This window comes from Paraburkholderia lacunae (assembly GCF_003353175.1).
Taxonomy (GTDB): domain Bacteria; phylum Pseudomonadota; class Gammaproteobacteria; order Burkholderiales; family Burkholderiaceae; genus Paraburkholderia; species Paraburkholderia lacunae.
This window is the reverse complement of sequence record NZ_QHKS01000012.1, coordinates 51,329-75,904: the sequence shown is the minus strand read 5'-3', so window position 1 is coordinate 75,904 and position 24,576 is coordinate 51,329. Positions and strand designations below refer to the sequence as shown.

Below are 24,576 nucleotides of genomic sequence, written 5' to 3'. Positions count from 1 at the left end.
CTTGCGAAAGGCGTCTGGGCGGGTCGGCCGCATGGGTCGGCCTCGTGCGGGCGCCAACGCTCCAGACGTCGAATGCTAACCAGGCACCGGCTCATGGCCAAACAAGATTTCCCGCTTTCGATATCGCAGATTCAGCGTTGCTCCAACAGACGGTGCTGCCCATGCCGCGCATACCCCGCCGACATGCCAGGCACGACGCCGCTGAAGACGATCGCGCCAGCGATGTTAGAATCCGGCGCGTCTTTTCGCCCACCATCATGACTCCACGCTCCCGCAACCGCATGACCGCATGGCTTGGCCTGATCGCCATGTGGCTCGTCGTGTTCGCGCCGGTCGTCAGTCAGATGCTGGTGTCGGAGCGCGCACACGAGCCGGTGGCCGCGCTCTGCTCGGCGCTCCAACCGCTGGCTTCCGTGCAGGCGAGCCATGCCGGCCAGTCTCCAGTGCGTCTGAGCCACGACGATGCTTTCGGCGCGTGTGGCTACTGTCACCTGTTCGAGCATCACGTCGCGATGCCCACCCTCGCGCCGGCTGAACCGTCGGTTGCGCTAGCCGTCGCCGCCGCGGCGCCGCCCGCCCTCTCCACCCGCTTCACCCCGCTCGGCGCGTTTCCATCCGGGCGCCCAAGAGATCCCCCCGCCGTTTCCTGATCGCTGTCGTTCCTGATCGCGTCTCATCGCGCCCGTCGCGGGCGCGCGCGATCGTCTGTTCAATGCATCCAGGAAACGTCCATGTTCAACTTCGCTTTGCGAAGGCTGCCCTTTTGCGCCCGTCACGACGCGCGGCGCGTCACATCCGGCCGCTCGCCGCTGTCATTCGTTCCGGCCTGCGTGCCGACACTTGTTCCCGCGCTTGTTCCCACGTTTGCTCCAGCCTGCGTTCCAGCGCTGATTCCGGCATTCATCCCATCGCTCGCTCACGCGGACAGCGCGATCGCCGATGCCACCCTGCCCCCGGTCACGATCAGCGCCACAGCGAGCGCCGCGCCACGGGCCGTCGATCCGAACATGCCGGCCTCGGTTGAAACCGTGACACGCGAACAATTCGGCAACTGGAACGTCGTGAACACCGAGGACGTGCTGAAGTACATGCCGAATCTCGCGGTCCGCAAACGCTTTATCGGCGACCTGAACTCGATCATCGCCGTGCGCGGCACCAGCAACACGCAAAGCGCACGGGGTCTCGTCTACGCCGACGGGCTGCTGCTCAGCAATCTGCTCGGCAACAGCTATTCGTTTCCGCCGCGCTGGTCGATGGTCTTTCCCGACGAGATTCAACAGGTCGATGTGCTCTACGGGCCGTTCTCCGCGCTGTATCCGGGCAACTCGCTCGGCGCCACCGTGCTCATCAGCACACGCATGCCGAAGCAGTTCGAAGCCCATGCCGACGTCAAGGCCTTCACGCAGCATTTCAGCCTGTTCGGCGTGAATCAGAACTTCAACGGCAGCGAAGCGAGCGCGTCGATCGGCGACCGGATCGGCAAATTCGCCTGGCTACTCGGCGTGAACCATCTGGACAATACGAGCCAGCCACTGCAATTCGCGACGCTCGCGAAGTCCGGCACACCCGCCAAAGCCGGCGATACGCCGGTCAGCGGCGCCTACTTCTACAACAACCAGACCAACACGCCGACCGCCGTACTTGGCGTCAACGGCGAAGGCATCGAGCACACGGTGCAGGACCAGTTCAAGCTGAAGATGCAGTACGACTTCACGCCTACGCTGCAGGCCGGCTTTACGCTCGGCTACTGGCATCAGACCTATAACAGCCGGACTTCGACGTTTCTGCGCGACGCCAGCGGCAATCCGGTCTACAGCGGCAAGGTCGCGATCGGCGGCTACGAATACACGATTCCTGCTGCCGCACTCGCACCGAGTCTCGGCCATAGCGAGAACTGGCTATACGGCGTGTCGCTGAAAACGCGCAACGCCACCGGCTGGAATGGCGAAGCCCTCGCGTCGTATTACGACATCGGCAACAGCGTGGCGCGCACCGCCAGTTCGGGGGCGCCGGGCAACGGCCCCGGCACGGTGATCTTCGGCGACGGCACCGGCTGGAAGTCGCTCGATCTCCGAACCAGCTACACACCCGCCTCGCCCGAAGCGGGCCTGGCGAATCACTCGCTCAGTTTCGGCTATCACTACGACAACTATTTTCTCGAGAACGAAAGCTACAACACGCTGAACTGGCGCGACGGTGCCGCCACGACGTTTGCCAACGCGTTCACCGGCAAGACGCAGACACAGGCGCTGTACGCGCAGGACGCGTGGCGCTTTTTGCCACGCTGGAAATTCGTCTACGGCGTGCGCCATGAGGACTGGCAGGCCTATGACGGCTCGCAGGCGCGGCCCGGCGTGGCGCTTGCGTATCGCGACGCGAACCAGCACCGCTTCTCGCCGAAAGCGTCGTTGTCGTTCGACGTCACCGACGATCTGACCTTGCGCGCATCGATTGGCCGCGCGTATCGCTTCCCGACCGTCAGCGAACTGTTCCAGGGGCAAATCAATGGCTCGTCGATCGTCAACAACAATCCGAACCTGCAGCCCGAAGACGATCTGTCGAAAGAGCTGACTGCCGAATGGGCGCACTGGAACGGGCTATTCCGTTTCTCGCTGTTTCAGGACGACGTGAAGAACGCGATCTTCAGTCAGACCGATACGACCGTGATCCCTAACGTGACGAACTTCCAGAACATCGGCAAGGTGCGCTCGCGCGGTGTGGAAACCAGCTACCAAGGGCAGGATGTGTTCGTGCGCGGACTCGATCTCATCGCGAGCGTCGCTTATACGCAATCGAAGATCATCGCGAACGTGCAGAACCCGGCGACGGTCGGCAAGTATTTCTATCGCATTCCGCTGTGGCGCGCCAATCTCGCCGCGACGTATCACATCGACGAACGCTCGGCCGTCACGCTCGCCGCGCGCTACTCGGGGCGCGAGTACAACACGCTGACCAACACGGACACGAACCCGGACGTATTCGGCGGCACCAGTACCTACACCGTCGCGGACGTCAGGTTGACTTTCAGGCTCACGAAGCTGAGTGAACTCGGCGTCGGCGTCGACAACCTGTTCGACGCGCGCTACTTCGTCTACCACCCGTATCCGGGCCGCACCTTTTACGTCGAAGCGAAGCTGCATATGTGAGCACGACTTTGAGCGCAACTTTGAGCGCACCTGCGCTCCCGTCCGTTCAGACAACCCTGCGCGCCGACACGTCCGTCGCGCAGGGTCGCTCGAAAGATCGATGACGGCCCTCACCTCAGGAGAATCGAATGTCCACCACGACCGCTCAACGCATGGCTGCGCCGGCCAGCACGGCAAATGCCGGTTATCGCACGCTATGGCGCTGGCACTTTTACGCGGCGCTCTTCGTCATGCCGTTCCTGGTGATACTCGCCATTACCGGGACCCTGTATTGCTTCCAGCCGCAAATCGAGCCGCTGCTCTATCCGCACCGGCTGATCGTCGAACCGCGGGCGACACCGAAGCTGACCCAGGATGCGCTCTTGGCGAAGGCACGCGCGGCGATGCCGGCCGATGCAACAGCGGTGACCGTTGCGATCGCGCAAGCGCCCAACCGCAGCGCTGAATTCGTTTTCCGCCTCGCCGACGGTGAGAGACAAAGCGTCTATGTGAACCCCTATAGCGGCGAAGTATTGGGCACGCTCAGTGTCGAGCACCGCTTCATGCAGGTGGACCGCATGCTTCATCGCAAGCTGCTGCTCGGCAAGCCTGGCGAGCTCTTGCTGGAGTTGGCGGCATGCTGGACCCTCGTGATGATCGGCACCGGCATCGCGTTGTGGTGGCCGCGCGAAAAAACCACCGCGAGAGACGCACTGGTGCCGCGTTTCGCACTGAAAGGCCGCGCGCTGTGGAAGAACCTGCACGCGGTGATGGGCATCTGGCTCGCACTCGGCGCACTGGCGTTCGTGCTGACCGGCCTGCCCTGGTCGGGTTCGTGGGGCAAGCAGTTCAAGGCGCTCGCGACCAGCGCGAATCTCGGTGCGCCCGCAGGCTCGTGGGGTGGTCTGCCGCTGCGCTCCACGCTGCCGGCCATGCGCGCCGACCACGCAGGCGGCACGACTGCCTCGCCTCAAGGCCAACCGCTGCACCACCTGAGCGGCGCGCAGGAACCGAAAATGGAATCGATGCCCGGCATGGTGATGGACGACCTGCCGCTGCCTATCACGCCGTGGGCCGTCGGCAACGCACGGGTGCCGGCATCCGCCGATACGCAAGCAAGGCAGGCGCTGCCGCTCGAACGCGTCGTCGCGCTAAGCGCGTCGCTCGGCGTGGCGCGCGGCTATGACATCGTGCTGCCCGCGTCGCCCACAGGTGTTTACACCGTCTCGTACTTTCCCGCCGATCCGCAACAGGAGCGCACGTTGTATATCGACCAATACAGCGGCGCGGTACTCAAGGATATCCGCTACGGCGACTACGGCGCCGTGTCGAAGGCCGTGTCGTACGGCACGTCCTTGCATATGGGCCGCTATTTCGGCGTCGCCAATCAGATTCTCTGTGCCGCGCTGTCGCTTGGACTCGCCGGCATGGCCGTGACGGGCTGCGTGATGTGGTGGAAACGGCGGCCGCAGCGTTCGCTCGGTGCACCGGCACGCGAGCGCGCCGCGCCGCCGATGCGCGGCTGGAAAACCGGCCTCGTGTTGCTCGGCATCGTATTCCCGCTGATGGGCGTCACGCTGCTGACGGTGTGGCTGGCCGACCGCACGATTTTCGGCCGCGCGTCGCGGCAAGCTGCATGAAGCGCTGTTTTCCCAGCGTAGTCCACTGCAGAACCGCGGAGAAAACCATGACGAACATCCAGAAGCGCTTGCTCGCTGCAGCCTTGTGCGGCTCATCGATCTCCGCGCGGCCGATCACTTCGACCGTCGCAAGCTGCTGTCGTCGGCTGGGTCGCCGACCGCTTCGGCCCGCGTTGGGCGCTCGGCGTAGGCGCCGCGTCGGGTGTTGCGGCGGCTCTCGTCGGCGTGCTCTATCTCGTGAAGTACCGGCAACTGCGCGTGTCTATCGAGGCGGGACGGCTGCGCTATAGCGTCGACGAGCCGTACCGGTCACCGCCCTACGTCAGTCCAATCAGTCCAATCAACCCAGTCAGTCCAGCCACCGCGCCGCGCAACAGCGTGCTGAGCGAAGCGGAAGAGGATTGATCGTCAGGCGCTGATGTCGACGGCTTACTTCGCAACCGGCATCGTGAACTCGGCGCCCTTCGCGATGCTGTCCGGCCAGCGCTGCATGATGCTCTTGTAGCGCGTATAGAAACGCACACCTTCTTCGCCGTAAGCGTGGTGATCGCCGAACAGTGAACGCTTCCAGCCGCCGAACGAGTGCCAGGCCATCGGCACCGGAATCGGCACGTTGATGCCGACCATGCCGACCTGAATCTGCCGGCCAAACGCGCGCGCAACGCCGCCGTCGGACGTGAACAGCGAGACGCCGTTGCCGAACTCATGCGCGTTGATCAATTCGACCGCGCTCGCGAAATCGGGGACACGCACCACCGCCAGCACCGGTCCGAAGATTTCTTCCTGATAGATCTTCATCTGCGTGCCGACCTGATCGAACAGCGTGCCGCCGATAAAGAAACCGTCTTCGCTCGCGACCGGATGCGCGCGACCGTCCACGATCAGCTTCGCGCCTTCCGCCTCGCCCGATGCGATATAGCCGGCCACCTTGGCCTTATGTTCGGCGGTAACCAACGGGCCCATTTCGGCGTCGAGGTTCTCGCCGTTCTTGATCACCAGCGACTTCACCCGTGGCACGAGACGCTCGATCAGCTCATCGGCGACATGGCCCACCGCCACCGCCACCGAAATCGCCATGCAGCGCTCGCCCGCCGAGCCGTAAGCGGCGCCGATCAAGGCGTCGACGGCCTGATCGAGATCGGCGTCCGGCATCACCACCAGGTGATTCTTCGCGCCGCCCAGCGCCTGCACTCGTTTGCCGCGCCTCGATGCTTCCGTATAGATGTATTCGGCGATGGGCGTGGACCCGACAAACGACAGCGCCGCCACATCCGGATGTTCGATCAGCGCATCGACCGCCACCTTGTCGCCGTTCACGACGTTGAACACGCCATCGGGCAGACCGGCTTCCTTCAGCAGTTCCGCGATCCGCAGCGACGCCGACGGATCACGTTCCGACGGCTTCAGCACGAACGTGTTGCCGCACGCCAGCGCGACCGGGAACATCCACATCGGCACCATCACTGGGAAATTGAACGGCGTAATGCCGGCAACCACGCCGAGCGGCTGGCGCAGATTCCAGTTGTCGATGCCGCCGCCGATCTGGTCGGTGAAATCGGTCTTCAGCAGATTCGGAATGCCGCAAGCGAACTCGACCACTTCGATGCCGCGCACCACTTCGCCTTGCGCGTCCGTGAACACCTTGCCGTGTTCGCGCGTGATCAGCAGCGCGAGTTCGTCGTGATGCCTGTTCAGCAGCTCCTTGAACTTGAACAGAATGCGCGCGCGCTTGATCGGCGCGGTTTCGCTCCAGGTGGCAAAGGCGGCCTTCGCGGCCTTGACCGCGGCGTCCACTTCTTCGACCGAAGCGAGCGCGACCGAACCGGTCACCTTGCCGGTGGCAGGATTGAACACGTCCTTGAAGCGGCCGCTGGTGGGCGCGGCCGGCGCGCCGCCGATGAAATGACCCAACTGCTGCACCGACAGCTGCGCTTGTTCGTTCACTGCATTCATCTGGTTACCTCGTTCTCTGGAGGCCCAGTACGAATGACCACCGGGCCGGAAGCAAAAAAGATCAGGCTACGTCACGCAGCACATGGACGGAGGTCCGCGCATCGGCGGACTCCATGAAGACCTGCCAACTGTATCGACGGCGCCGGCTATATTCCCGATACAGCACAATAAAACCGCACCTCACTGTATTGTTTTTTGTGTCGCCACTGTATTGGAAAGTCCGGCGTGGGGCGCCGCCGTAGGTCGCCGGAGTAATGGCGACTGGCGCCACAGTTGCGCTACGGGGAGTCGGCGATCGGGGGGGCGACCGAGCTGGCGGTCGGCGCGTGCATCACACTGTGGCGCTCGCGTAGGTCAATCGCACGAACCGTGACACGGAAAGGAATGCTCCAGTGGCGCCGCGGCCGGTACACACGAGCGGGCTCGCGGCTGCATCACACTACTGAAGCGTGGTGACCTCTACTTCGCAGACCATGGAAAGCAACGAACGCTGATGGCCATGGTCTGGATCTTCCAGAACTGCGGCGAGCAAGGGATGCTCAAGAACTTTCTGGTTACTTTGCTTCGTGGCCGACAGGCTGCTTATCCGCTTGAGGCACGTCGTCAGGCGGCAATTCGAAGCCGGCACCCTTCGGGGTGCCACTCCAGGTAAGTCCCTGCGATGAAAGTGCGATGCGGATCTGCTCCTGTCCGGCCGATTCGTCGAGACGGCAGAGGTCGCACGCCTCGTGCGCCCACCAGGCCGATAACATCGGCGGTTCGAAAAAAGAATGACGCTTTCTGTACCAGCCTGTCGAGAATGCCATCGCAATGCGGTGCCCGTGTCGTACCCCGCATCCGCCAACTGCCTCATCAGACGAGCCGCAACATCATGGGTCTCTTCATGATGCGGCGTTTTGAGTACAACATCCCACATGGCGTCCAGATCAGAATGCGCGTCCACGACCGCGCGGCGGTGTGGCGGGCGCAAGTCGATGACGGGAACGTCTACTTTCAGCGTTAGCCGGGCGAGAATCCAGTTCTGTAAATGCCTCTGGTCGGTGTAGACACGGCCATTACTCACCGAGGCGAACCGCAGCGCGGTCTCCCACAGCGCCGCTGCCGCCGTGTCTGCCCCGTAGAACATGCCATGGGAACCGTCCCGCCAAGCCAAGCGAGCCTTCGAATTGGGATTCGAAGACGTTGCAGCGAACGCGGCCGGATAGACGTGCCAATAGGTACCGGCCGGGACAGTTCCGAGTTCGATCCGATGCAGCACATCGTGCTCACCAGTGTGCATCCGGATCTCCGAAGAACTCCTCTCCGGCTGCTTCGACGACTCGCTGCGGATCACGCCCAAAGACATCCGCCGGCGTTTCGCCAGAAAGTAGCGCATGCGGCGAATAGAGCCAGAATGCACGACGCCAGCCGTTCCGGTCTTCTTCATCGCCAGGCAGGACTTTCAGCAGATCGGCGACCGCAGGGCGTATCGCACCGTGGGCGTCGAACTGGAAGTCTGGGTGCCTGTAGGTCCGTTCCGCAGCTACCCACACTCCGAGCAGCGATCCGTTCGAGCGTTGACGGGCTGCGTACTGGTGCGGGTTACTTCGTGACCCTGCCCCGACCATTTCCGCTACGCGCTTCCCATCCGGCCAGTTCCTGGACAGAAGCTCATTGCGAAACGAAATGGCCTCTTGATGAGCGTCGCCTTTCGCCGCAGCCACAAGCGGCGCATCCGCTGAAGGCGGGCCATCGCAGTCACCAGCTTGCTCATCGCGACGAATGGAATCCAGGAGCTTTAGGAGGTCACTGTGATGCCCTTCGGCGGAGATCCACAGTGCATGATCGCAGGCTGCATTCCAGTGCGGCTCAAGCTCGTGCCACGAGTAGAAATGCAGGCGCTCGACATGGCCCTCGGAACCATCTTTTGCCTTGAAGAAAAGTAAAGGCACTTCACGCGGGTAGCTGCCGCTCAAGTGCACCAGCATGTTTCTAAACTCCGAATCGGGACGAGCGAGTCGGCGCATGAGAGTAAAAACGAGCGTCGTCATCGAAAAAGTGAACGATGGCTGACCGTGGATTCGCCGCGAAAAGACGCGCAACCGGGCACTGCGGTGCGGCCCCGAGGCCACCACCTCCTGTACGTTCACATGCCCCATCGCGACGACGGGGAGATCCCCTTTTCGGGCAACCTCGACGAAGTCGATCGACGACATAATTGGACCTCCATGACTTGACGCGGCTCGCAGCGCCGTCCACCCGGACGGACGCATGCTGCCGCGTCACCCAAGTGTAGGCGATGATAGGCTGGTTAGCAAGGTTAGCCTGGTTAGACTGCGATGTGACGTAGCACAGCACTTCCGCCGTCGGCGCGACAGACATGAAAACCAGCTACGACGATCACAAACTGCCGTTTCTGCTGCGACCTGATCTCTCCCCGTCTATTGTTTGCCTGACAAAAAGGAAAGCCAGTCTGCACCCGGCCGAAACCCGGCTATGGCTGGCCGGTACTCAACGCCATTGCCCGGTCAATTCGTTCGCAAGCACCATCTTTTTGCGAATCAGTTCGGCGAAGCTCGCTGACGATCCGCCTTGCGATGCCATGAACTTCAGCGCGTCCGAATGGACGACGCGCATCGAGCGGCCGTCGATCCCGGTCATGCGCCCCGCACTTCGCCTTGTCTCTTCGACCAGGTCGCGCGCGCCGCTGAAATCCGGCGACAATCCGCTTCGCGCGTGGAACGCGGCACGCAGCTCGGCCGCGTAATCGCGCGAAGCCCCAAGCCGGTCGACGTCGATCACCAGATCGACACCGTCCGACATACGCGATGCCCAGAGAATCCACAGCGCAATGAACGCCCGATACGCGTTGTTGCCTTCAGCCGTGCGTGCAAACTGCTCGCACGCCATCGCGTAGGCGTCGTCCGAGGTGGGTTGTGCAGGCGGCAAGCGCACGCCGCACGTTTCGATTGCCTGCTTGACCACGGGCTCCGACTGATTCAGACCCAACACGCGAAACGGCGCGGCGACAAAGTACGGATTGTTCCATTGCTGATTGAGCAGCCACCCCGATGCGAACTGCGAGACGGGATTTCGCAGCACGGCTGCGTGCATGGTCGGCGCAAACGCGCGCCTGAGCCAGGGCAGGCGGCCGGATGAACCACTCACTCGCCGTCTTCCTCTTCGAGTCCCGCAAGCAGATCGTCCACAGCGTGATACACGCGTTCGACGATTTCCGGCCCGACCTTGCGCTCCAACTCGCGGTAGTGCGCCTCGAGATCCTTCGAGATCACCCGCACCAGTTCCTCGCTCGTCGGCGTCAGCGACACCAGCACGCGGCGCTGGTCTTCCACGAAACGCTCCTTCGTCACCAGTTCCATGCTCTCCATGCGCGCAAGCACGCCGGCCATGCTCGGGCTCGAAATCGTGCAGATGTCGGAGATGTGGCGCGGCTCCATCGGGCCGTGCTCGTTGAGCGCGCGAATCACGCGCCATTGCTGTTCGGTCAGTCCGTGCGCGGTAATCAACGGGCGAAAACGCTCCATCATTTTTTCTCTGGCGCGCAGCAGCAGCATCGGCAGATTGCGGTGCAGCACTCGGGTCGTAGCGGAAGCGGACATGGCGGAAGATAGGTAAAAGCAGCGGTCAAAACTTAAGGGAAAACCCGCGATCAGCCGACAGGCTATTGACCGGGGATGATATCAAGCGCAATACTACTAACATGTTAGTATTTTCTTCGGGAGACAACTGCTTTTATGTTTGCACTCGCCGATCATCTGCTTCATCCCGAAGGCGACGCGCTGCCTCGCGACGTGGATGCCCGCACCGCTGCCGCGTTGCTGGCGCGCGGCATGGCCTGCCGGGCGCCGGTTTCAGGCGCTGTCTACGGCACCTTGCTCAACGACCGGGCCGCATTGAACGCGCTAGGCGACGCCATGCATGCCCCGCCCTATCAAGCTCCGCCGAAGGCGCCGGTGCTGTATCTGAAGCCCCGCAATACGCTCGCCGGTCATCGCGCGCGCGTCGTCGTGCCCGACGACGCGTTGGGCGTGGAGGTCGGCGCATCGTTGGGTATCGTGATCGGCCGCACTGCAACACGGGTTAGCGCGGATCGCGCGTTCGACTACATCGCCGGCTATACGCTGGTCGCCGACCTGAGCGTGCCGCATGCGAGCGTTTACCGGCCGTCGGTACGCTTCAGGGCATGCGACGGTTTTTGCGTAATCGGGCCGGCCGCAGTTGCGGCGCGCCATGTTCCGGCACCGGACGATCTGACCATCGAGGTTCTGCTCGACGGACGCGAGGCCTTCATCGCCAGCACTGCATCGTCGGTGCGCAACGTGGCGCAATTGATCGCGGACGTCACCGACTTCATGACGCTTTGCGCCGGCGACGTCATCACGCTCGGCGTGCCGCACGGTTCGCCGGTCGCGCATGCCGGCGACACCGCCACTTTATCGATAGGCGGCCTGCCGCCGCTCGAAGTGTCCTTCGCCGGCGCACAAGTACAAGACCAAGAACACGACGGAGAACAGCCATGATGCGCGGCCGTGTTGCGTATGCAGGCGCGATTCACGAAGCCTCGCCGGACCCGAACGGCGTGCGCCTCGCCGACGGCCGTGTGCGTCGCGAGGATGAAGTCGTGTGGCTCGCGCCGATCGAGGTCGGCACGATCTTCGCGCTCGGCCTGAACTACGCCGAGCATGCGAAGGAACTGCAATTCACCAGGCAGGAAGAGCCACTCGTTTTTCTCAAGGGCCCCGGCACGGTGATCGGCCATCGCGGCGTGACGCGCCGCCCCGCGGACGTCAGCTTCATGCACTACGAGTGCGAGCTGGCGGTCGTGATCGGACAAACCGCGCGCAACGTCAAGCACGAAAACGCCATGCAGCATGTGGCCGGCTACATGATCGCAAACGACTACGCGATCCGCGACTACCTGGAAAACTACTACCGCCCCAACCTGCGCGTGAAGAATCGCGACGGCGGCACGGTGCTCGGCCCATGGTTCGTCGATGCGGACGATATCGAAGACGTCACGCAACTCGAATTGCGCACCTATGTGAACGGCACGCGGCAGCAGCACGGCAACACCCGCGATCTGGTCACCGATATCCCCGCGTTGATCGAGTACCTGAGCGGCTTCATGACGCTCGCGCCCGGCGACGTGATCCTGACCGGCACGCCGGAAGGCATCGTCAACGTCAATGCGGGCGACGAGGTGGTCTGCGAAATCGACGGCCTTGGCCGTCTCGTCAACACGATTGCATCGGACGCGGATTTTGGCCGCGCGTGATCGGCAGCTTTGCATGGGACCAGAGTAAGTGCTAAAGCGCCAACTCCGGTCGACAGAAAAGAGAAAGGACATGGCAATGCGAATCGAGCATCTGATCAACGGCAAGTCGAGTGCCGCTAGCGACTACTTCGAAACCGTCAATCCGGCGACCCAGGACGTGCTTGCCGAAGTCGCGCGCGGCACCGCGCGGGAAGTCGACGCCGCCGTGCGCGCGGCCAAAGAAGCGTTTCCGGTATGGGCCGGCAAACCCGCTACGGAACGCGCGAAACTGATTCGCAAACTCGGCGAGTTGATCGCGAAGAACGTGCCGGAAATCTCCGAGACCGAAACGAAGGACACCGGCCAGACGATCTCGCAAACGCGCAAGCAACTCGTGCCGCGCGCCGCCGACAACTTCACCTATTTCGCGGAGATGTGCACGCGCGTCGACGGCCATACGTACCCCACCGATACGCATCTGAACTACACGCTGTTTCACCCAGTCGGCGTGTGCGCGTTGATTTCGCCGTGGAATGTGCCGTTCATGACGGCGACGTGGAAAGTCGCGCCCTGCCTCGCGTTCGGCAATACCGCTGTGCTGAAGATGAGCGAGCTGTCGCCGCTCACCGCGTCGATGCTCGGCAATCTCGCGCTCGAAGCCGGCATTCCGGCGGGCGTGCTGAACGTCGTCCACGGCTTCGGCAAGGAAACCGGCGAACCGCTGGTGGCGCATCCGGACGTGCATGCGGTGTCGTTCACCGGATCGACGGCGACCGGCAACCGCATCGTGCAAACCGCGGGTCTGAAGAAATTCTCGATGGAGCTCGGCGGCAAGTCGCCGTTCGTCATCTTCGACGACGCCGATTTCGAACGCGCACTCGACGCCGCGGTGTTCATGATCTTCTCGAACAACGGCGAACGCTGCACGGCAGGCTCGCGAATTCTCGTCCAGCGCTCGATTTACGCGCGCTTTGCCGAACGGTTCATCGAACGCGCGAAGCGTTTGACCGTTGGCGATCCGCTGGCCGACAGCACGATCGTCGGCCCGATGATCAGCCAGGGGCATCTGGCGAAAGTGCGCAGCTATATCGAACTCGGCCCGCAGGAAGGCGCGACGCTCGCATGCGGCGGACTCGACTCGCCCGAACTGCCTGATGCGATGCGCAAAGGCAATTTCGTCCAGCCCACGGTGTTCGTCGATGTCGACAACCGCATGCGGATCGCGCAGGAAGAAATTTTCGGCCCGGTCGCCTGCCTGATTCCTTTCGACGACGAAGCCGACGCGATCAAGCTCGCCAACGACATTGCATACGGCCTGTCGAGCTACATCTGGACCGAAAACAGCGGCCGTGCACATCGCGTCGCGGCGGCCGTCGAAGCGGGCATGTGCTTCGTCAACAGCCAGAACGTACGCGATTTGCGCCAGCCGTTCGGCGGCACCAAGGCATCGGGCGTGAGCCGGGAAGGCGGCACATGGAGCTACGAGGTGTTCCTCGAACCGAAGAACGTGTGCGTGTCGCTCGGCTCGCATCACATTCCGCGCTGGGGCGTATGAGGTTGATGCGCGAGTGCATCGGGCCTCGCGCGGAACAAGCAACAAGTTGCATGGGACCAGAGTAAGCGCTAAAGCGCCAACTCTGGTCGACGGCTTTGCATGGGACCAGAGTAAGCGCTAAAGCGCCAACTCTGGTCGACAAAGGAGACCGCGATGGGCAAACTCGCATTGGCAGCAAAGGTGACTCACGTCCCGTCGTTGTATCTGTCAGAACTCGACGGTCCGCATAAAGGCTGCCGTCAGCCCGCTATCGACGGCCACCATGAAATCGGCCGGCGTTGCCGCGAACTTGGCGTCGATACGATCGTCGTGTTCGATGTGCATTGGCTGGTGAACAGCGAATACCACATCAATTGCGCGCCGGCTTTTGAAGGCGTTTATACGAGCAACGAACTGCCGCACTTCATCAAGAACATGCCGTATGCGTACCCAGGCAACGTCGGGCTCGGCAACCTGATCGCGGAAGTCGCCAATGAAATGGGCGTGAAAAGCCGCGCGCACAGCGAGACTACGCTCGAACTCGAATACGGCACACTGGTGCCGATGCGCTACATGAACAGCGACCAGCATTTCAAGACCGTGTCGGTAGCGGGCTGGTGCATGTGGCACGACCTCAGGACCAGCGCGCGCTTCGGCCTCGCGGTGCGCAAGGCGATCGAGGAGCGTTACGAGGGCACCGTGGCGATTCTGGCGAGCGGCTCGCTCAGCCACCACTTCGCCGACAACGGCACCGCCGAGCAGTTCATGCATAAGGTATGGAACCCGTTTCTCGAACAGATGGACCGCAGGGTGGTCGAGTTGTGGGAAACCGGCGACTGGAAGACCTTCTGCGACATGCTGCCGCTCTATAACGAAAAGTGCTGGGGCGAAGGCGGCATGCACGACACCGCGATGCTGCTCGGCGCACTCGGCTGGGATCGTTACGAGGGCAAGGTCGAAGTCATCACGCCTTACTTCGGCAGTTCGGGAACGGGCCAGATCAATGCGATCTTCCCTGTCACACCCCTGCCCGCCTAAGCCTCGAGGAGCCCAACGTGCCGCATCTGACACTCGAATACAGCGCCAATCTGGCCGGCGCGGACCGCATCGGCCAACTGTGCAAGACCCTCGCTGATTGCCTCGATGCGCAGCGCGAGAGTGGACAACGCGTCTATCCGCTCGGCGGAATTCGCGTACGCGCGGTGCGCTGCGAGCAGTTCTGCATCGCCGACGGCCGGCCCGACGCCGCGTTCCTGCACGCGAATCTGAAGATCGGCGCGGGCCGCTCCGAGGCCACGAAGAAGGCGACCGGCGACGCGTTGTTCGACTTGATCAAACAGCACTTCGCAGCGGAATTTGAAACACACGGCTTGGCTTTGTCGCTCGAAATCAATGAATTCAGCGAAGCGGGAACGTGGAAGCACAACAATCTGCACGCACGGCTCAAAGCCTAGCCCCGAACCGAACAGCGGCTCACAGAGAATCGATCATGCTAGATGAACAGACTATCCGCGACCTCGCGGCGCAACTCGACAACGCCGAGAAGACGCGTACGCCATTACGCCACTTCTCGGCCGCCTATCCCGGGATGACCGTACAGGACGGCTACGCGATTCAACGCGAGTGGGTGAAGCTGAAACTGGCCGAAGGCCATGTGATCAAGGGCCGCAAGATCGGCCTGACATCGCGTGCGATGCAGCGCTCGTCGCAGATCGGCGAACCCGACTATGCACCGCTGCTCGACAGCATGTTCATCGAAAGCGGCCAGGATATTCGTGCCGACCGCTTCATTGCGCCGCGCGTCGAGGTGGAGCTGGCGTTCGTGTTGAGCAGGCCGCTCAAAGGTCCTGGCGTCACCCTGTTCGACGTGCTCGATGCGACGGCCTACGTGAGCCCGGCGGTGGAGATCATCGATGCGCGCATCGAGCAATTCGACCGTGAGACGAAGGCGCCGCGCAAGGTCTACGACACCATTTCGGACTTCGCCGCGAACGCCGGGGTTGTTCTGGGCGGCCGTCCGGTGCGTCCGCTGGACGTCGACCTGCGCTGGGTCGGCGCGTTGCTCTACAAGAACGGCGCGGTGGAAGAAAGCGGACTCGCCGCGGCGGTGCTGAATCACCCGGCTACCGGCGTAGCGTGGCTCGCGAACAAGATTGCGCCCTACGACGAAGTCCTGAATGCGAACGACGTGATTCTGAGCGGCTCGTTCACGAGCCCGATTCCCGCGCGTGCCGGCGACACGTTCCATGTCGACTATGGTCCGCTTGGCGGTATTGGTTTGAATTTCGTTTGAGCTCATTCGAGTTAATCGACATGTCTCTACCGCGAAATACTTTCAAACGTGCGCTCGCTGAAGGCAAACCGCAATTCGGCTTATGGGCCGCGCTTGCCGATGCCTACGTGACCGAATTGCTGGCGACAGCCGGCTTCGACTGGTTGCTGATCGACAACGAGCATGCGCCGAACGACGTGCGCAGCACGCTGGCGCAATTGCAGGCGGTGGCAGCGTACGCATCGCATCCCGTGGTGCGTCCGGTGCGCAGCGATAGCGCGTTGATCAAGCAACTACTCGATATCGGCGCGCAGACCTTGTTATTGCCGATGATCGACACGGCCGGGCAGGCAGCCGACGCGGTCGCGGCAACGCGCTATCCGCCCCAGGGGATTCGCGGCGTGGGCAGCGCGCTGGCGCGAGCCTCGCATTGGAACCGGATACCGGACTATCTGAACACCGCGGCGCAAGAGCTATGCGTGCTGGTGCAGGTCGAGACCGTACCGGGGCTCGACAATCTGCCGGCAATTGCGCGTGTGGAAGGTGTCGATGGCGTGTTTTTCGGGCCGGCTGACCTGAGCGCTTCGATGGGTTTGCTGGGCAAACCGGGCGATGCGCGGGTGCGCGAAGCGATCTGCAAAGGCATCAGGACGGTGCGGGAAGCAGGCAAGGCGGCGGGCGTACTGGCGCCGGACGCGGGAATCGCGGCCGAGTATCTGGCAGCGGGCGCGACCTTCGTGGCGGTAGGCACGGACACGGGGTTATTGAGCCGCGCGGCGGCGGATCTGGCGGCGTCGTACAAGAAGACCGCGGGGGCGGCGGTGGTCAAGGGCGGGTACTAACGCCGCGCAGGCAAAAAAACCTAATCGCCTGCAGGCCAAGGCAAGCCCGCCGAAGACCAATCCAGCTCAACCCCGACAACCGACCGTTCGTGGGCAAACTGCACAGCCAAAGTAACAGCAAGACAAGGGCGGCCGCTGGCCAGAGAAAGATAAGGATTACTCGTCACAGCCACGCCGGGCAACAAGACCGCATTACGAAAATAAGGCCGATGATCCCACCTCGCATCGCGCGGATTCGCAACGGGATGCAGCGAAGTCGCTTCGCTGCGCCACGCCGGCCCTCGCACCTCGTGCCCGATCTGCCGCCCCGAGTCATCCAGGATAAAGCAGCTGACACACCGCTCGAACATAGCGAGTGAAGCAAACGCGTCATCCATCGCCACACCGGCTCGCAAATCGTCAGCCGCGCTATTCAAGGCCACCCGATAAGGCTCGACCTCGCCTTCGAACAAAGCATGCTGATGCGCGCGCCCTTGCGCGATCACGTCGAACGCATCGTCGATCCGCCGGCGCACCGATTCCGGCGGCGCCATCTCGGCAGCCGGCCGCCCGAGCAGATATCCCTGTGCAAAATCCACATTCGACTCCACCGCGAGGATCAGTTCCTCGGTCGTCTCGACACCCTCCACCACCACCAGCATCCCCGCCAGATGCAGCAACGAGACCAGCTTCGGCAAAATCGGCTGCTCGGTACGGGGACTCGTCGCGCGAATCAGTTCGCCGTCGAGCTTGACGATATCCGGACGGATCCGGAACAGCCGGTCGAGATTCGATTGACCCGCGCCGAAATCGTCGACGGCGATCAGAAAACCGTGCTCCCGATACAAGGCCGCCGCCCGCGACATTTCGTCGACGCTGCCGCCATGCGACTCGAGAATCTCGAGGATCACCCGCTCCGGTTCGAGCCCCACCGCCCGCACAATCGCCGCGAGCTGATCGGCGTAACCTTCGGCGATGAAGGTGGCCGGCAGAATGTTGAGGAAGAGCCACGCACTCGCGGGCAACGCCTCGCGCGCATTACCCAGATGCACGGCATGACTCGCGCGATCGAGCGCGCCTTCGTCGTTGCCGGGGTTCGGCGCGAACAGCACGACCGGCGGCACCAGCGTGCCGTCGTCGTGCTCGCCGCGCAGCAACGCCTCGAAGCCCACCTGCTTCTGATGCGACAAGCTGTAAAGCGGCTGGAAGTGCGAGATCAGGTAATAGTTTTCCCATCGCTGCCTGCGCACCACCGCGCCGCCCTCCGTGCGCGCCGCTTCCGATAGGAGTTGCAGCGCCTCGCCCGGCAGCGCGTGTTCGGCGCACACGCGGTTTCGGCCCGAGTGCTTGGCGCGCAGCAACGCCTGGTCGGCGCGGTCGAGCAGCACCATGATGTTTTCACCGCGGCGGTGTTCGGCCACACCGAAGCTCGCGCTCAGATAGCCGTCCGGACGCTCGATCGCGGCAATCGCGCCGCGCAGGCGCTCGGCCAGCGCGAGCGCACCGACGAGGCCCTCATGCCGCAGCACCGCGAACTCCTCGCCGCCGATGCGGCTGACGCTGTCTTGCGCCGTGGTATGTTCCATCAGCGTCTGGGCGACCTGATACAGCGCATGGTCGCCGACAACATGGCCGAAGCGGTCGTTCAGCGATTTGAAACTGTCGATGTCGAGAAAGATCGCGCTGACTCGCGCATCGGGTGCCATGGTTTCGAGGCGGTGCTCGGCCTGCTTCACGAACGCGCGACGGTTTTGCAAACCGGTCAGCGGATCGGTCGCGGCGAGTTTTGCCAACTGGCTCTCGAGCAGAAAGTGATTGCGCCGGAACCGGTAGAAGCCGAAGTGAAACACCGCGGAAGCCGGCATGCCGATCGCCGCGATCCACATCCACGTCACGATGTCGAGGTCATGCGTGCGCGGCACGCCGACCAGCCAGGCGAGCGCCGCCGCATAGAAGAGCGTGCTGCCCACCCAGAAATGTGCCGGCGTGAGCCACAGCGGCGCCGCGCAGATCGGAATCGCCACGAGCGCGGGCAGCGCCCACAGCAACGGCTGATCGACCCCGGAGATGTTCAGCGCGAGACCGGCCAGCAGCAGCAGCGAGTACGCCACGCCGATCGCGCCGAATGCCGAGGTCGTATTCGTGCGCGGAATCGCCAGCACCAGCAGGCCGAGCACCGGTGCGCAAGCGAGCCGGTACGACAGCGGCAGCGCCGGACCGCCGACGAAGTTGCGCGCCCCCACGAAGCACAGGAATGCGACCACGGTAAACGCCATCATCGCCGTCGAAAGCGGACGCTGGTGCTCCAGCGATCGCCGATGGAAGCGCTCGCGCAAGCCGGCATCGGCCTGTTGCTTCGTTGAGGTGGAAAGCATATTGATAGTTATCAGGCTGGTTCCGGTCACTCCGCCGATGTATAACGGCAAACGTCAGACAAATATTTATCCCTTCCACGCAAATAGACATGCGCCGCGGCTCGGCTTTTATCGCCCCCACCGGAAGACTTCACACACATACAGCGCCGGCAAACGTTTGCCGATGCCCGGAACGACTGCTGCACGACACCGCAACCTCCGTTGCGCCACAGCGCGGCACGGCACCTTTCATCGGGTGCCGCCCCGCTCTGCCGCCATCATGCGATCGCGGCCCGCCGCCCTGACCGCATGCAGCGCGGCGGTAGTCGCCGGGCACAGCACGCCGAACGCCTCGGCGTCCAGCCGCCCGAACACATCGCCGACCCTCAAGTTTCGGGTGCTGAAGGCCGACATACAAAGGATCGGTGCGCACGCATGGGCAAGGTCCGGTAAGCGACTTTCCAGGACCAGCAACGCATTGCATTCAGGCAAAAACGCAAAGTGTTGCATTTACAATGCGGCCGAACGCTGGAAACTTTCGCTGACACGTGCCCTTATCGCGGCTTTGACGCAGGCATTTCAAACGGCGCATCCGGCGGGTCGCCGGTGAAAGCCATTCACGCCGCAAGAATCCCCATTGCACATGGCTTCAGTTTCATCTTGTGCGTGTATAAACTGACGAATGGAATGTGGCTAAAAGTTAATGTCTTAAGTAGACTGCACCGACCTATGTCGGGACAGCCTGAACGGATTCGGCAAAAAGTAACCGTGGACGCGTGCAATGCGTGCCCTTTCTCGTAACACTTTCATTGGCATGCGGCCGTCGGCGCCCGTTCTACACGGTTTGAAGCGACGGCCATTTCCCGGAATATATGGTCCCAATTCTCGACTACCTGCTGGAACGTCAAATCTCGCCGCAGTGGCGAGGCATGCTGACCGCACTGGCTCACGAGTTCGAAACGCAGATCGGCCACGATGAATTGCGCCAACTGATGTACCGCGTCGGTGGCCGGTTTGCGGCGGCGCATCAATTGCCTGCCTGCGAATCCACCGCCGAACTCGCGCAGACTTTGAACCTGTATTGGCATGAAATGGATTGGGGCTACGTCGAAGTATCCGACGAGGCCGAGTGTCTGCGCATCGTCCATTACTGCGCGCCGTTGCGGACCTTCGGCGACGCGGCGCTGGCATGGACACCCGCATTTCTCCAGGGTGTCTATCAGACGTGGTTGAGCGCGTTGGGCGCACAAGGCCTGTCGGTCGCGCAGACCAGCGAGTATGGCGAGGACACCGCGATCGAATTCCGGCTCGGCCGGCATCCTGCTTGAGCGCGACCTGAAGGCGTCAGGCAGGTAGCGGCACGTGACGGACAAATAGCGGGCCAATAGCGGGCAGGCAGCGGACAGATACCGAGCCGATAACAGGCAGTAGATATGACGCGCCAGACCGGTGCGCGTGAAATAGCAGGGCCAGCGTTTTTGCGCCGCGAGTAAAGGTAAGGATGGGGGTAAGGCAAGTCATGAACAAGACGGCGGCACTATGAGTTCTTCGAGCGACATCGAAAAGCTATTCAATCATTTCGGCGGCGACGCCGGCGCATACCAGGAAATCGGCCGCGAAAACGAAGCGCGCTCGGCGCGCACGCGTTGGCCGCTGCTGGTGACGCTGGACCTGACGCAGCCGGAGATTCCGGCGATCGGGCCGCGCCGTGGGGTCGCCGCCCAAGCTCCGGCAGACGACGCGTCGCAGCAGGCCGCGGATCGTCAGGACACGGCACCCAAGGACACCGCCTCGGTTACGCGCGCGCGAGCGCCGCTGTTCACCCGGCCGCATCGGCGCGACATTCCGCCGGTTGCCGCAGTGGTGCAGCCTGCCGGTCCGCGCGGCGCCGCGCGCTTCGGTGTGCTGGAAACGAAAGACGGCGGCTCGGCACAGGCCGAACCTGCCGCGGCCCGGATCGACGCGGCGGCGGCGCAGTCCGCACGAGGACCGGTTGCCGATACAGCCGCGCCCGCCGCCGTTACGGCGGATCAAGTTACGTCGGTCGCCGTTGCGCCGGTCCAGGCTGCGCCTGCCGCCGCTCCGCCGGCCCGGGTTGCATCTGCCGCCATCGCGCCCGCCCAGGTTGGATCCGCCGCCATCGCGCCGGGTCACGTTGCTACAGCCGCATCGATTCCGCCCATTCCGCCTGCCGCGCCTCTGACCAGAGTGCCGCCCGCCGTCCAATTCCGCGCGCCGGCGATGCCTGCGATGCCGGTCATCGCGCCGGCGCCCCCCGCGATGCCGCCGCAAGCCGGCATGCCGGCCATGCCGCCGCGAACCCGCACTCCGGCCGCGCCGGGGTCCGCACCTGCGCCGAGTTGGTGGGCACGAGCGCCGCTTCCGGCACCCGCCGCCTCTGCCGCAAAACCCGCTTCGATCCTCGGCAAGCTGTTCGCGCCTGAACCCGGGCCCGCAGCGCTGCAAGCGCAGGCAGCGGCGGCCGGGTCCGCGCCCTTGCGATCGGTCTTCGACCGTCTGCGCGGCGGCGCCGCTCAACCGGCTGGCGTGCCGGCCCCCGCGCCGGCCAGCGCCGCACACCCGGCCGCGCCCGCCGCCTCCAACTCGTGGCTGGTCAACGGCCCGCGCCACTCATGAAAGTCGTTGCGGTGGTGTCCGCTAAAGGCGGGGTCGGCAAAACCACCCTTGCCGCCAATCTCGCTTCCGTTCTCGCCAATAGCGGCCGGCGTGTGATCGCACTCGATCTCGATCCGCAAAACGCGCTGCGCCTGCATTTCGGCGTGCCGCTCGACAGCATCGACGGTTTGTCGCGCGCGACGCTGACGGGCGATCCGTGGCAATCCGTGATGTTCGACGGCGTCGACGGCGTGACCGTGCTGCCCTACGGCGCGGTGCTCGAAGACGACCGCCGCCGCTTCGAGGCCTATATCGACCAGGAGCCGCGCTGGCTCGCGCACGCGTTGCAAACGCTGCGGCTCGACGCGTCCGACGTCGTCATCATCGACACGCCGCCGGGATCGTCCGCGTATGTGCGCGCCGCGTTGTGCTCGGCCACCTTCGCGCTGAACACGGTGCTGGCCGACGCCGCCTCTTACGCGGCGATCCCGCTGATGGAGCGGATGATCGAGGCGTATGCCGCGCCGCGCGCCGAGTTCGGCGGCGTTGGCTACGTGGTCAATCAGATCGACCAGTCGCGCCAGCTGACCAAAGACGTCCTCAAGGTCTTGCGCCAGATGCTCGGCGGCAAGCTGTTCCCTGGTGTGATCCATCTGGACGAAGGCGTGAGCGAGGCGCTCGCCTGCGACACTACGCTGATCCACTACGATCCGCTCAGCCAGGCCGCCGCCGATTTCCGCGCGTGCGGCAACTGGCTGATGGCCGCGGTCGACGCAATTGCTGTCTCGCCGAGGAACGTCGCATGAGCACGCAAAGCGCACCGCGCACCGACACGGCCGAGCCGTCGCGATTCGAACGCTTCGTCGACGCGCGCTTCTGGAACAGCCGGATCGTGACCGGCATCGTCACGCTGTTCGCCGTGGTGACGCTGTACTTCGTGTTCACCGTGCCGCTCGCGTTCTATCAGCAGTTGACGTTCGCGACCTGCTGCTTCGTCTGCGCGCTGCTGTTCCGCCGCCTGCCGGGCCGCTACGCGACGATGGTGATGATCATGCTGTCGGTGGTGACGTCCGGCCGCTATATGTACTGGCGCCTGACCTCGACCACTTATTGGGAGCATCCGCTCGACGCCGCATGGGGTTTGCTGCTGGTGTCGGCGGAAGTGTATTCGACCCTCGTGCTGATGCTCGGCTACTTCCAGACCGCGTGGCCGCTCAAGCGCACGCCGATGCCGCTGCCCGCTTCACGCGACGCCTGGCCGACCGTCGACGTGTTCATTCCGACCTACAACGAACCGCTCGCGGTGGTGAAGCCGACCATCTTCGCCGCGCTCGCGCTCGACTACCCGGCCGACAAGATCGCGATCCACGTGCTCGACGACGGCCGCCGCCCCGAGTTCAAGGCGTTCTGCGAGGAAGTCGGCGTCAACTGGACGATCCGCACGCACAACCGCCACGCGAAAGCCGGCAATATCAACGAAGCGTTGCAGATCACCCGGGGCGAGTACCTCGCGATCTTCGACTGCGATCACATTCCGACCCGCTCGTTCCTGCAGATCGGCCTCGGCTGGTTCCTGCGCGACAAACTGCTGTCGATGCTGCAAACGCCGCACCACTTCTTTTCCGCCGATCCGTTCGAGCGCAATCTCGGCACCTTCCGCAAGGTGCCGAACGAAGGCGAACTGTTCTACGGTCTCGTGCAGGACGGCAACGATCTGTGGAACGCCACCTTCTTCTGCGGCTCGTGCGCATTGTTGCGCCGGACCATGGTGGAAGAAATCGGCGGCATCGCGGTGGAAACCGTCACCGAAGACGCGCACACCGCCTTGAAGCTGCATCGTCTCGGCTATACCACCGCGTATCTGGCGATTCCGCAAGCGGCGGGGCTCGCGACCGAAAGCCTGTCGGGCCACATCGGCCAGCGGATTCGCTGGGCGCGCGGCATGACGCAGATCTTCCGGATCGACAATCCGCTGACCGGCAAGGGTCTGAAAATCGGCCAGCGGCTCTGTTATCTGAACGCGATGATGCACTTCTTCTACGGCATCCCGCGTCTGGTGTTCCTCACCGCGCCGCTGTCGTATCTGTTCTTCGGCGCGCACGTGATCGAAGCCGCCGCCAGCACGATCGCGATCTACGCGCTGCCGCACATGATGCACTCGAGCATTACCAATTCGCGGATGCAGCGCGCGTTCCGCCATTCGTTCTGGGCCGAAGTTTACGAATCGGTGCTTGCCTCGTACATCACCGCGCCGACTCTGCTCGCGCTGATCAACCCGAAGCTCGGCAAGTTCAACGTGACGGCCAAGGGCGGCCAGATCGAGAAGAACTACTTCGACTGGGCGATCTCGCGGCCGTATCTGTTCCTGCTGCTGCTCAACCTGATCGGCTTTTGCGTCGGCATCGCGCATATCGGTCTGAACTGGAACGAGCGCAGCGTGGTGCAGACCACCCTGCTGAACCTCGGCTGGACCACCTACAACATGCTGATCCTCGGCGCGAGCGTGGCCGCCGCCAGCGAGCGCCGGCAGATTCGCGCGGTGCACCGCGTGGCGATGCAGATGCCGGTGATGCTGAAGTTTTCGACCGGCCGCACGCTCGCCTGCGAAACCATCGACTACTCGGAAGGCGGCGTCGGCGTGGCGCTGCCGGGCAAGATCGAAGTGCCGATGCACGAACGCGTGACCGTGTCGCTGTTTCGCGGCGACGAGGAATATACGTTCCCCGCCACGGTCGGCTTCACGGAGCCGGGCCGCGTCGGCCTGCGCTTTTCCGCACTGACGCGCCAACAGGAATACGAGTTCGTCAAGACCACGTTCGCCCGCGCCGATGCATGGACCGGCTGGGCCGAAGGACGCCAGCAGGACACGCCGCTGCGCGGTCTGTCGCATGTGCTGGCGGTCGGCGCGCGCGGCATCCTGGGTCTGTTCGAACATCTTTATGCCGACCTTCGAAGCTCGATGAAAAGCCGTCCAGTGGACGTCAAGAAGCTAAAAACCAAAGACTGA

Annotated in this window: 20 protein-coding genes and 2 pseudogenes; 15 read left to right on the top strand and 7 right to left on the bottom strand. The window is 63.4% G+C overall.

Annotated features, from left to right (window positions below; translation table 11 throughout):
• The first annotated feature begins 257 nt into the window (after positions 1–257).
• The 4 genes and pseudogenes from DLM46_RS19430 to DLM46_RS19415 form a co-directional block, all read left to right on the top strand.
• Positions 258–650 (top strand): DUF2946 domain-containing protein, encoded by a 393-nt coding sequence (locus DLM46_RS19430; protein ID WP_115102707.1) that lies wholly within the window; start codon positions 258–260, stop codon positions 648–650.
• Positions 651–731: 81 nt separating this feature from the next.
• Positions 732–3,146 (top strand): TonB-dependent receptor, encoded by a 2,415-nt coding sequence (locus DLM46_RS19425; protein WP_115102705.1) that lies wholly within the window; start codon positions 732–734, stop codon positions 3,144–3,146.
• A 128-nt stretch (positions 3,147–3,274) separates the two neighbouring features.
• A complete protein-coding gene (locus DLM46_RS19420; RefSeq protein ID WP_115102704.1) occupies positions 3,275–4,765 on the top strand; it encodes a PepSY-associated TM helix domain-containing protein in 1,491 nt (496 codons plus the stop codon).
• Positions 4,766–4,888: 123 nt separating this feature from the next.
• Positions 4,889–5,170, top strand: a pseudogene (locus tag DLM46_RS19415) (MFS transporter); the annotation flags it as partial.
• A gap of 24 nt (positions 5,171–5,194) precedes the next feature.
• Here the strand turns inward: DLM46_RS19415 and DLM46_RS19410 are convergent.
• The 5 genes and pseudogenes from DLM46_RS19410 to hpaR form a co-directional block, all read right to left on the bottom strand.
• A complete protein-coding gene (locus DLM46_RS19410) occupies positions 5,195–6,718 on the bottom strand; it encodes a CoA-acylating methylmalonate-semialdehyde dehydrogenase (protein WP_115102701.1) in 1,524 nt (507 codons plus the stop codon).
• Between the two features lie 439 nt (positions 6,719–7,157).
• On the bottom strand, positions 7,158–7,997 hold the full coding sequence (locus DLM46_RS19405) for an RES domain-containing protein (protein WP_165848012.1): 840 nt from the start codon (positions 7,995–7,997) through the stop codon (positions 7,158–7,160).
• Positions 7,984–8,913 (bottom strand): hypothetical protein, encoded by a 930-nt coding sequence (locus tag DLM46_RS40380; RefSeq protein ID WP_244306292.1) that lies wholly within the window; start codon positions 8,911–8,913, stop codon positions 7,984–7,986. Before DLM46_RS40380 ends, DLM46_RS19405 begins: the two co-directional genes overlap by 14 nt.
• A 295-nt stretch (positions 8,914–9,208) precedes the next feature.
• Positions 9,209–9,856, bottom strand: a pseudogene (locus DLM46_RS19395) (hypothetical protein); the annotation flags it as partial.
• Positions 9,857–9,861: 5 nt separating this feature from the next.
• The gene (hpaR, locus tag DLM46_RS19390) at positions 9,862–10,272 is read right to left on the bottom strand and encodes a homoprotocatechuate degradation operon regulator HpaR (protein WP_115103150.1); all 411 of its coding nucleotides are present in this window, start codon (positions 10,270–10,272) and stop codon (positions 9,862–9,864) included.
• A gap of 180 nt (positions 10,273–10,452) precedes the next feature.
• Here hpaR and DLM46_RS19385 point away from each other — a divergent pair, with 180 nt between their 5' ends.
• The 7 genes from DLM46_RS19385 to hpaI all read left to right on the top strand — a co-directional run bounded on the left by DLM46_RS19385 (position 10,453) and on the right by hpaI (position 16,620).
• Positions 10,453–11,238: a fumarylacetoacetate hydrolase family protein gene (locus DLM46_RS19385; RefSeq protein WP_115102696.1), complete on the top strand. Its 786-nt coding sequence runs from the start codon at positions 10,453–10,455 to the stop codon at positions 11,236–11,238.
• Entirely contained in the window at positions 11,235–11,993 is a 759-nt protein-coding gene (locus DLM46_RS19380) for a fumarylacetoacetate hydrolase family protein (RefSeq protein WP_115102694.1), read from the top strand. Before DLM46_RS19385 ends, DLM46_RS19380 begins: the two co-directional genes overlap by 4 nt.
• Positions 11,994–12,069: 76 nt before the next feature.
• Entirely contained in the window at positions 12,070–13,527 is a 1,458-nt protein-coding gene (hpaE, locus tag DLM46_RS19375) for a 5-carboxymethyl-2-hydroxymuconate semialdehyde dehydrogenase (RefSeq protein WP_115103148.1), read from the top strand.
• 153 nt (positions 13,528–13,680) lie between these two features.
• Entirely contained in the window at positions 13,681–14,544 is an 864-nt protein-coding gene (gene hpaD, locus DLM46_RS19370) for a 3,4-dihydroxyphenylacetate 2,3-dioxygenase (RefSeq protein ID WP_115102692.1), read from the top strand.
• Positions 14,545–14,561: 17 nt separating this feature from the next.
• Positions 14,562–14,960, top strand: coding sequence for a 5-carboxymethyl-2-hydroxymuconate Delta-isomerase (locus tag DLM46_RS19365; protein ID WP_115102689.1), 399 nt, complete (start codon positions 14,562–14,564; stop codon positions 14,958–14,960).
• A 35-nt stretch (positions 14,961–14,995) separates the two neighbouring features.
• Complete coding sequence (hpaH, locus tag DLM46_RS19360; protein ID WP_115102687.1) at positions 14,996–15,799, top strand: 2-oxo-hept-4-ene-1,7-dioate hydratase; 804 nt, start codon at positions 14,996–14,998, stop codon at positions 15,797–15,799.
• Between the two features lie 20 nt (positions 15,800–15,819).
• Positions 15,820–16,620, top strand: coding sequence for a 4-hydroxy-2-oxoheptanedioate aldolase (gene hpaI, locus DLM46_RS19355; RefSeq protein ID WP_115102685.1), 801 nt, complete (start codon positions 15,820–15,822; stop codon positions 16,618–16,620).
• Positions 16,621–16,640: 20 nt separating this feature from the next.
• On the opposite strand, the gene DLM46_RS19350 is transcribed toward hpaI, so the two are convergent.
• On the bottom strand, positions 16,641–18,974 hold the full coding sequence (locus tag DLM46_RS19350) for a bifunctional diguanylate cyclase/phosphodiesterase (RefSeq protein ID WP_115102682.1): 2,334 nt from the start codon (positions 18,972–18,974) through the stop codon (positions 16,641–16,643).
• A gap of 228 nt (positions 18,975–19,202) precedes the next feature.
• The gene (locus DLM46_RS19345) at positions 19,203–19,463 is read right to left on the bottom strand and encodes a hypothetical protein (RefSeq protein WP_115102680.1); all 261 of its coding nucleotides are present in this window, start codon (positions 19,461–19,463) and stop codon (positions 19,203–19,205) included.
• Between the two features lie 362 nt (positions 19,464–19,825).
• On the opposite strand from DLM46_RS19345, the gene bcsD reads away from it, so the two are divergent.
• The 4 genes from bcsD (at position 19,826) to bcsA (ending at position 24,576) form a co-directional block, all read left to right on the top strand.
• Complete coding sequence (gene bcsD, locus DLM46_RS19340) at positions 19,826–20,281, top strand: cellulose biosynthesis protein BcsD (RefSeq protein WP_115102678.1); 456 nt, start codon at positions 19,826–19,828, stop codon at positions 20,279–20,281.
• 211 nt (positions 20,282–20,492) lie between these two features.
• Positions 20,493–21,590, top strand: a complete 1,098-nt coding sequence (gene bcsP, locus DLM46_RS19335) for a cellulose biosynthesis protein BcsP (protein ID WP_115102676.1) — start codon at positions 20,493–20,495, stop codon at positions 21,588–21,590.
• The gene (gene bcsQ, locus DLM46_RS19330; protein ID WP_115102674.1) at positions 21,587–22,375 is read left to right on the top strand and encodes a cellulose biosynthesis protein BcsQ; all 789 of its coding nucleotides are present in this window, start codon (positions 21,587–21,589) and stop codon (positions 22,373–22,375) included. The genes bcsP and bcsQ overlap by 4 nt, the downstream gene beginning before the upstream one ends.
• Positions 22,372–24,576 carry a UDP-forming cellulose synthase catalytic subunit gene (gene bcsA, locus DLM46_RS19325; protein WP_115102671.1) on the top strand — a complete coding sequence of 735 codons (2,205 nt, stop codon included), beginning with the start codon at positions 22,372–22,374 and terminating at the stop codon, positions 24,574–24,576. The genes bcsQ and bcsA overlap by 4 nt, the downstream gene beginning before the upstream one ends.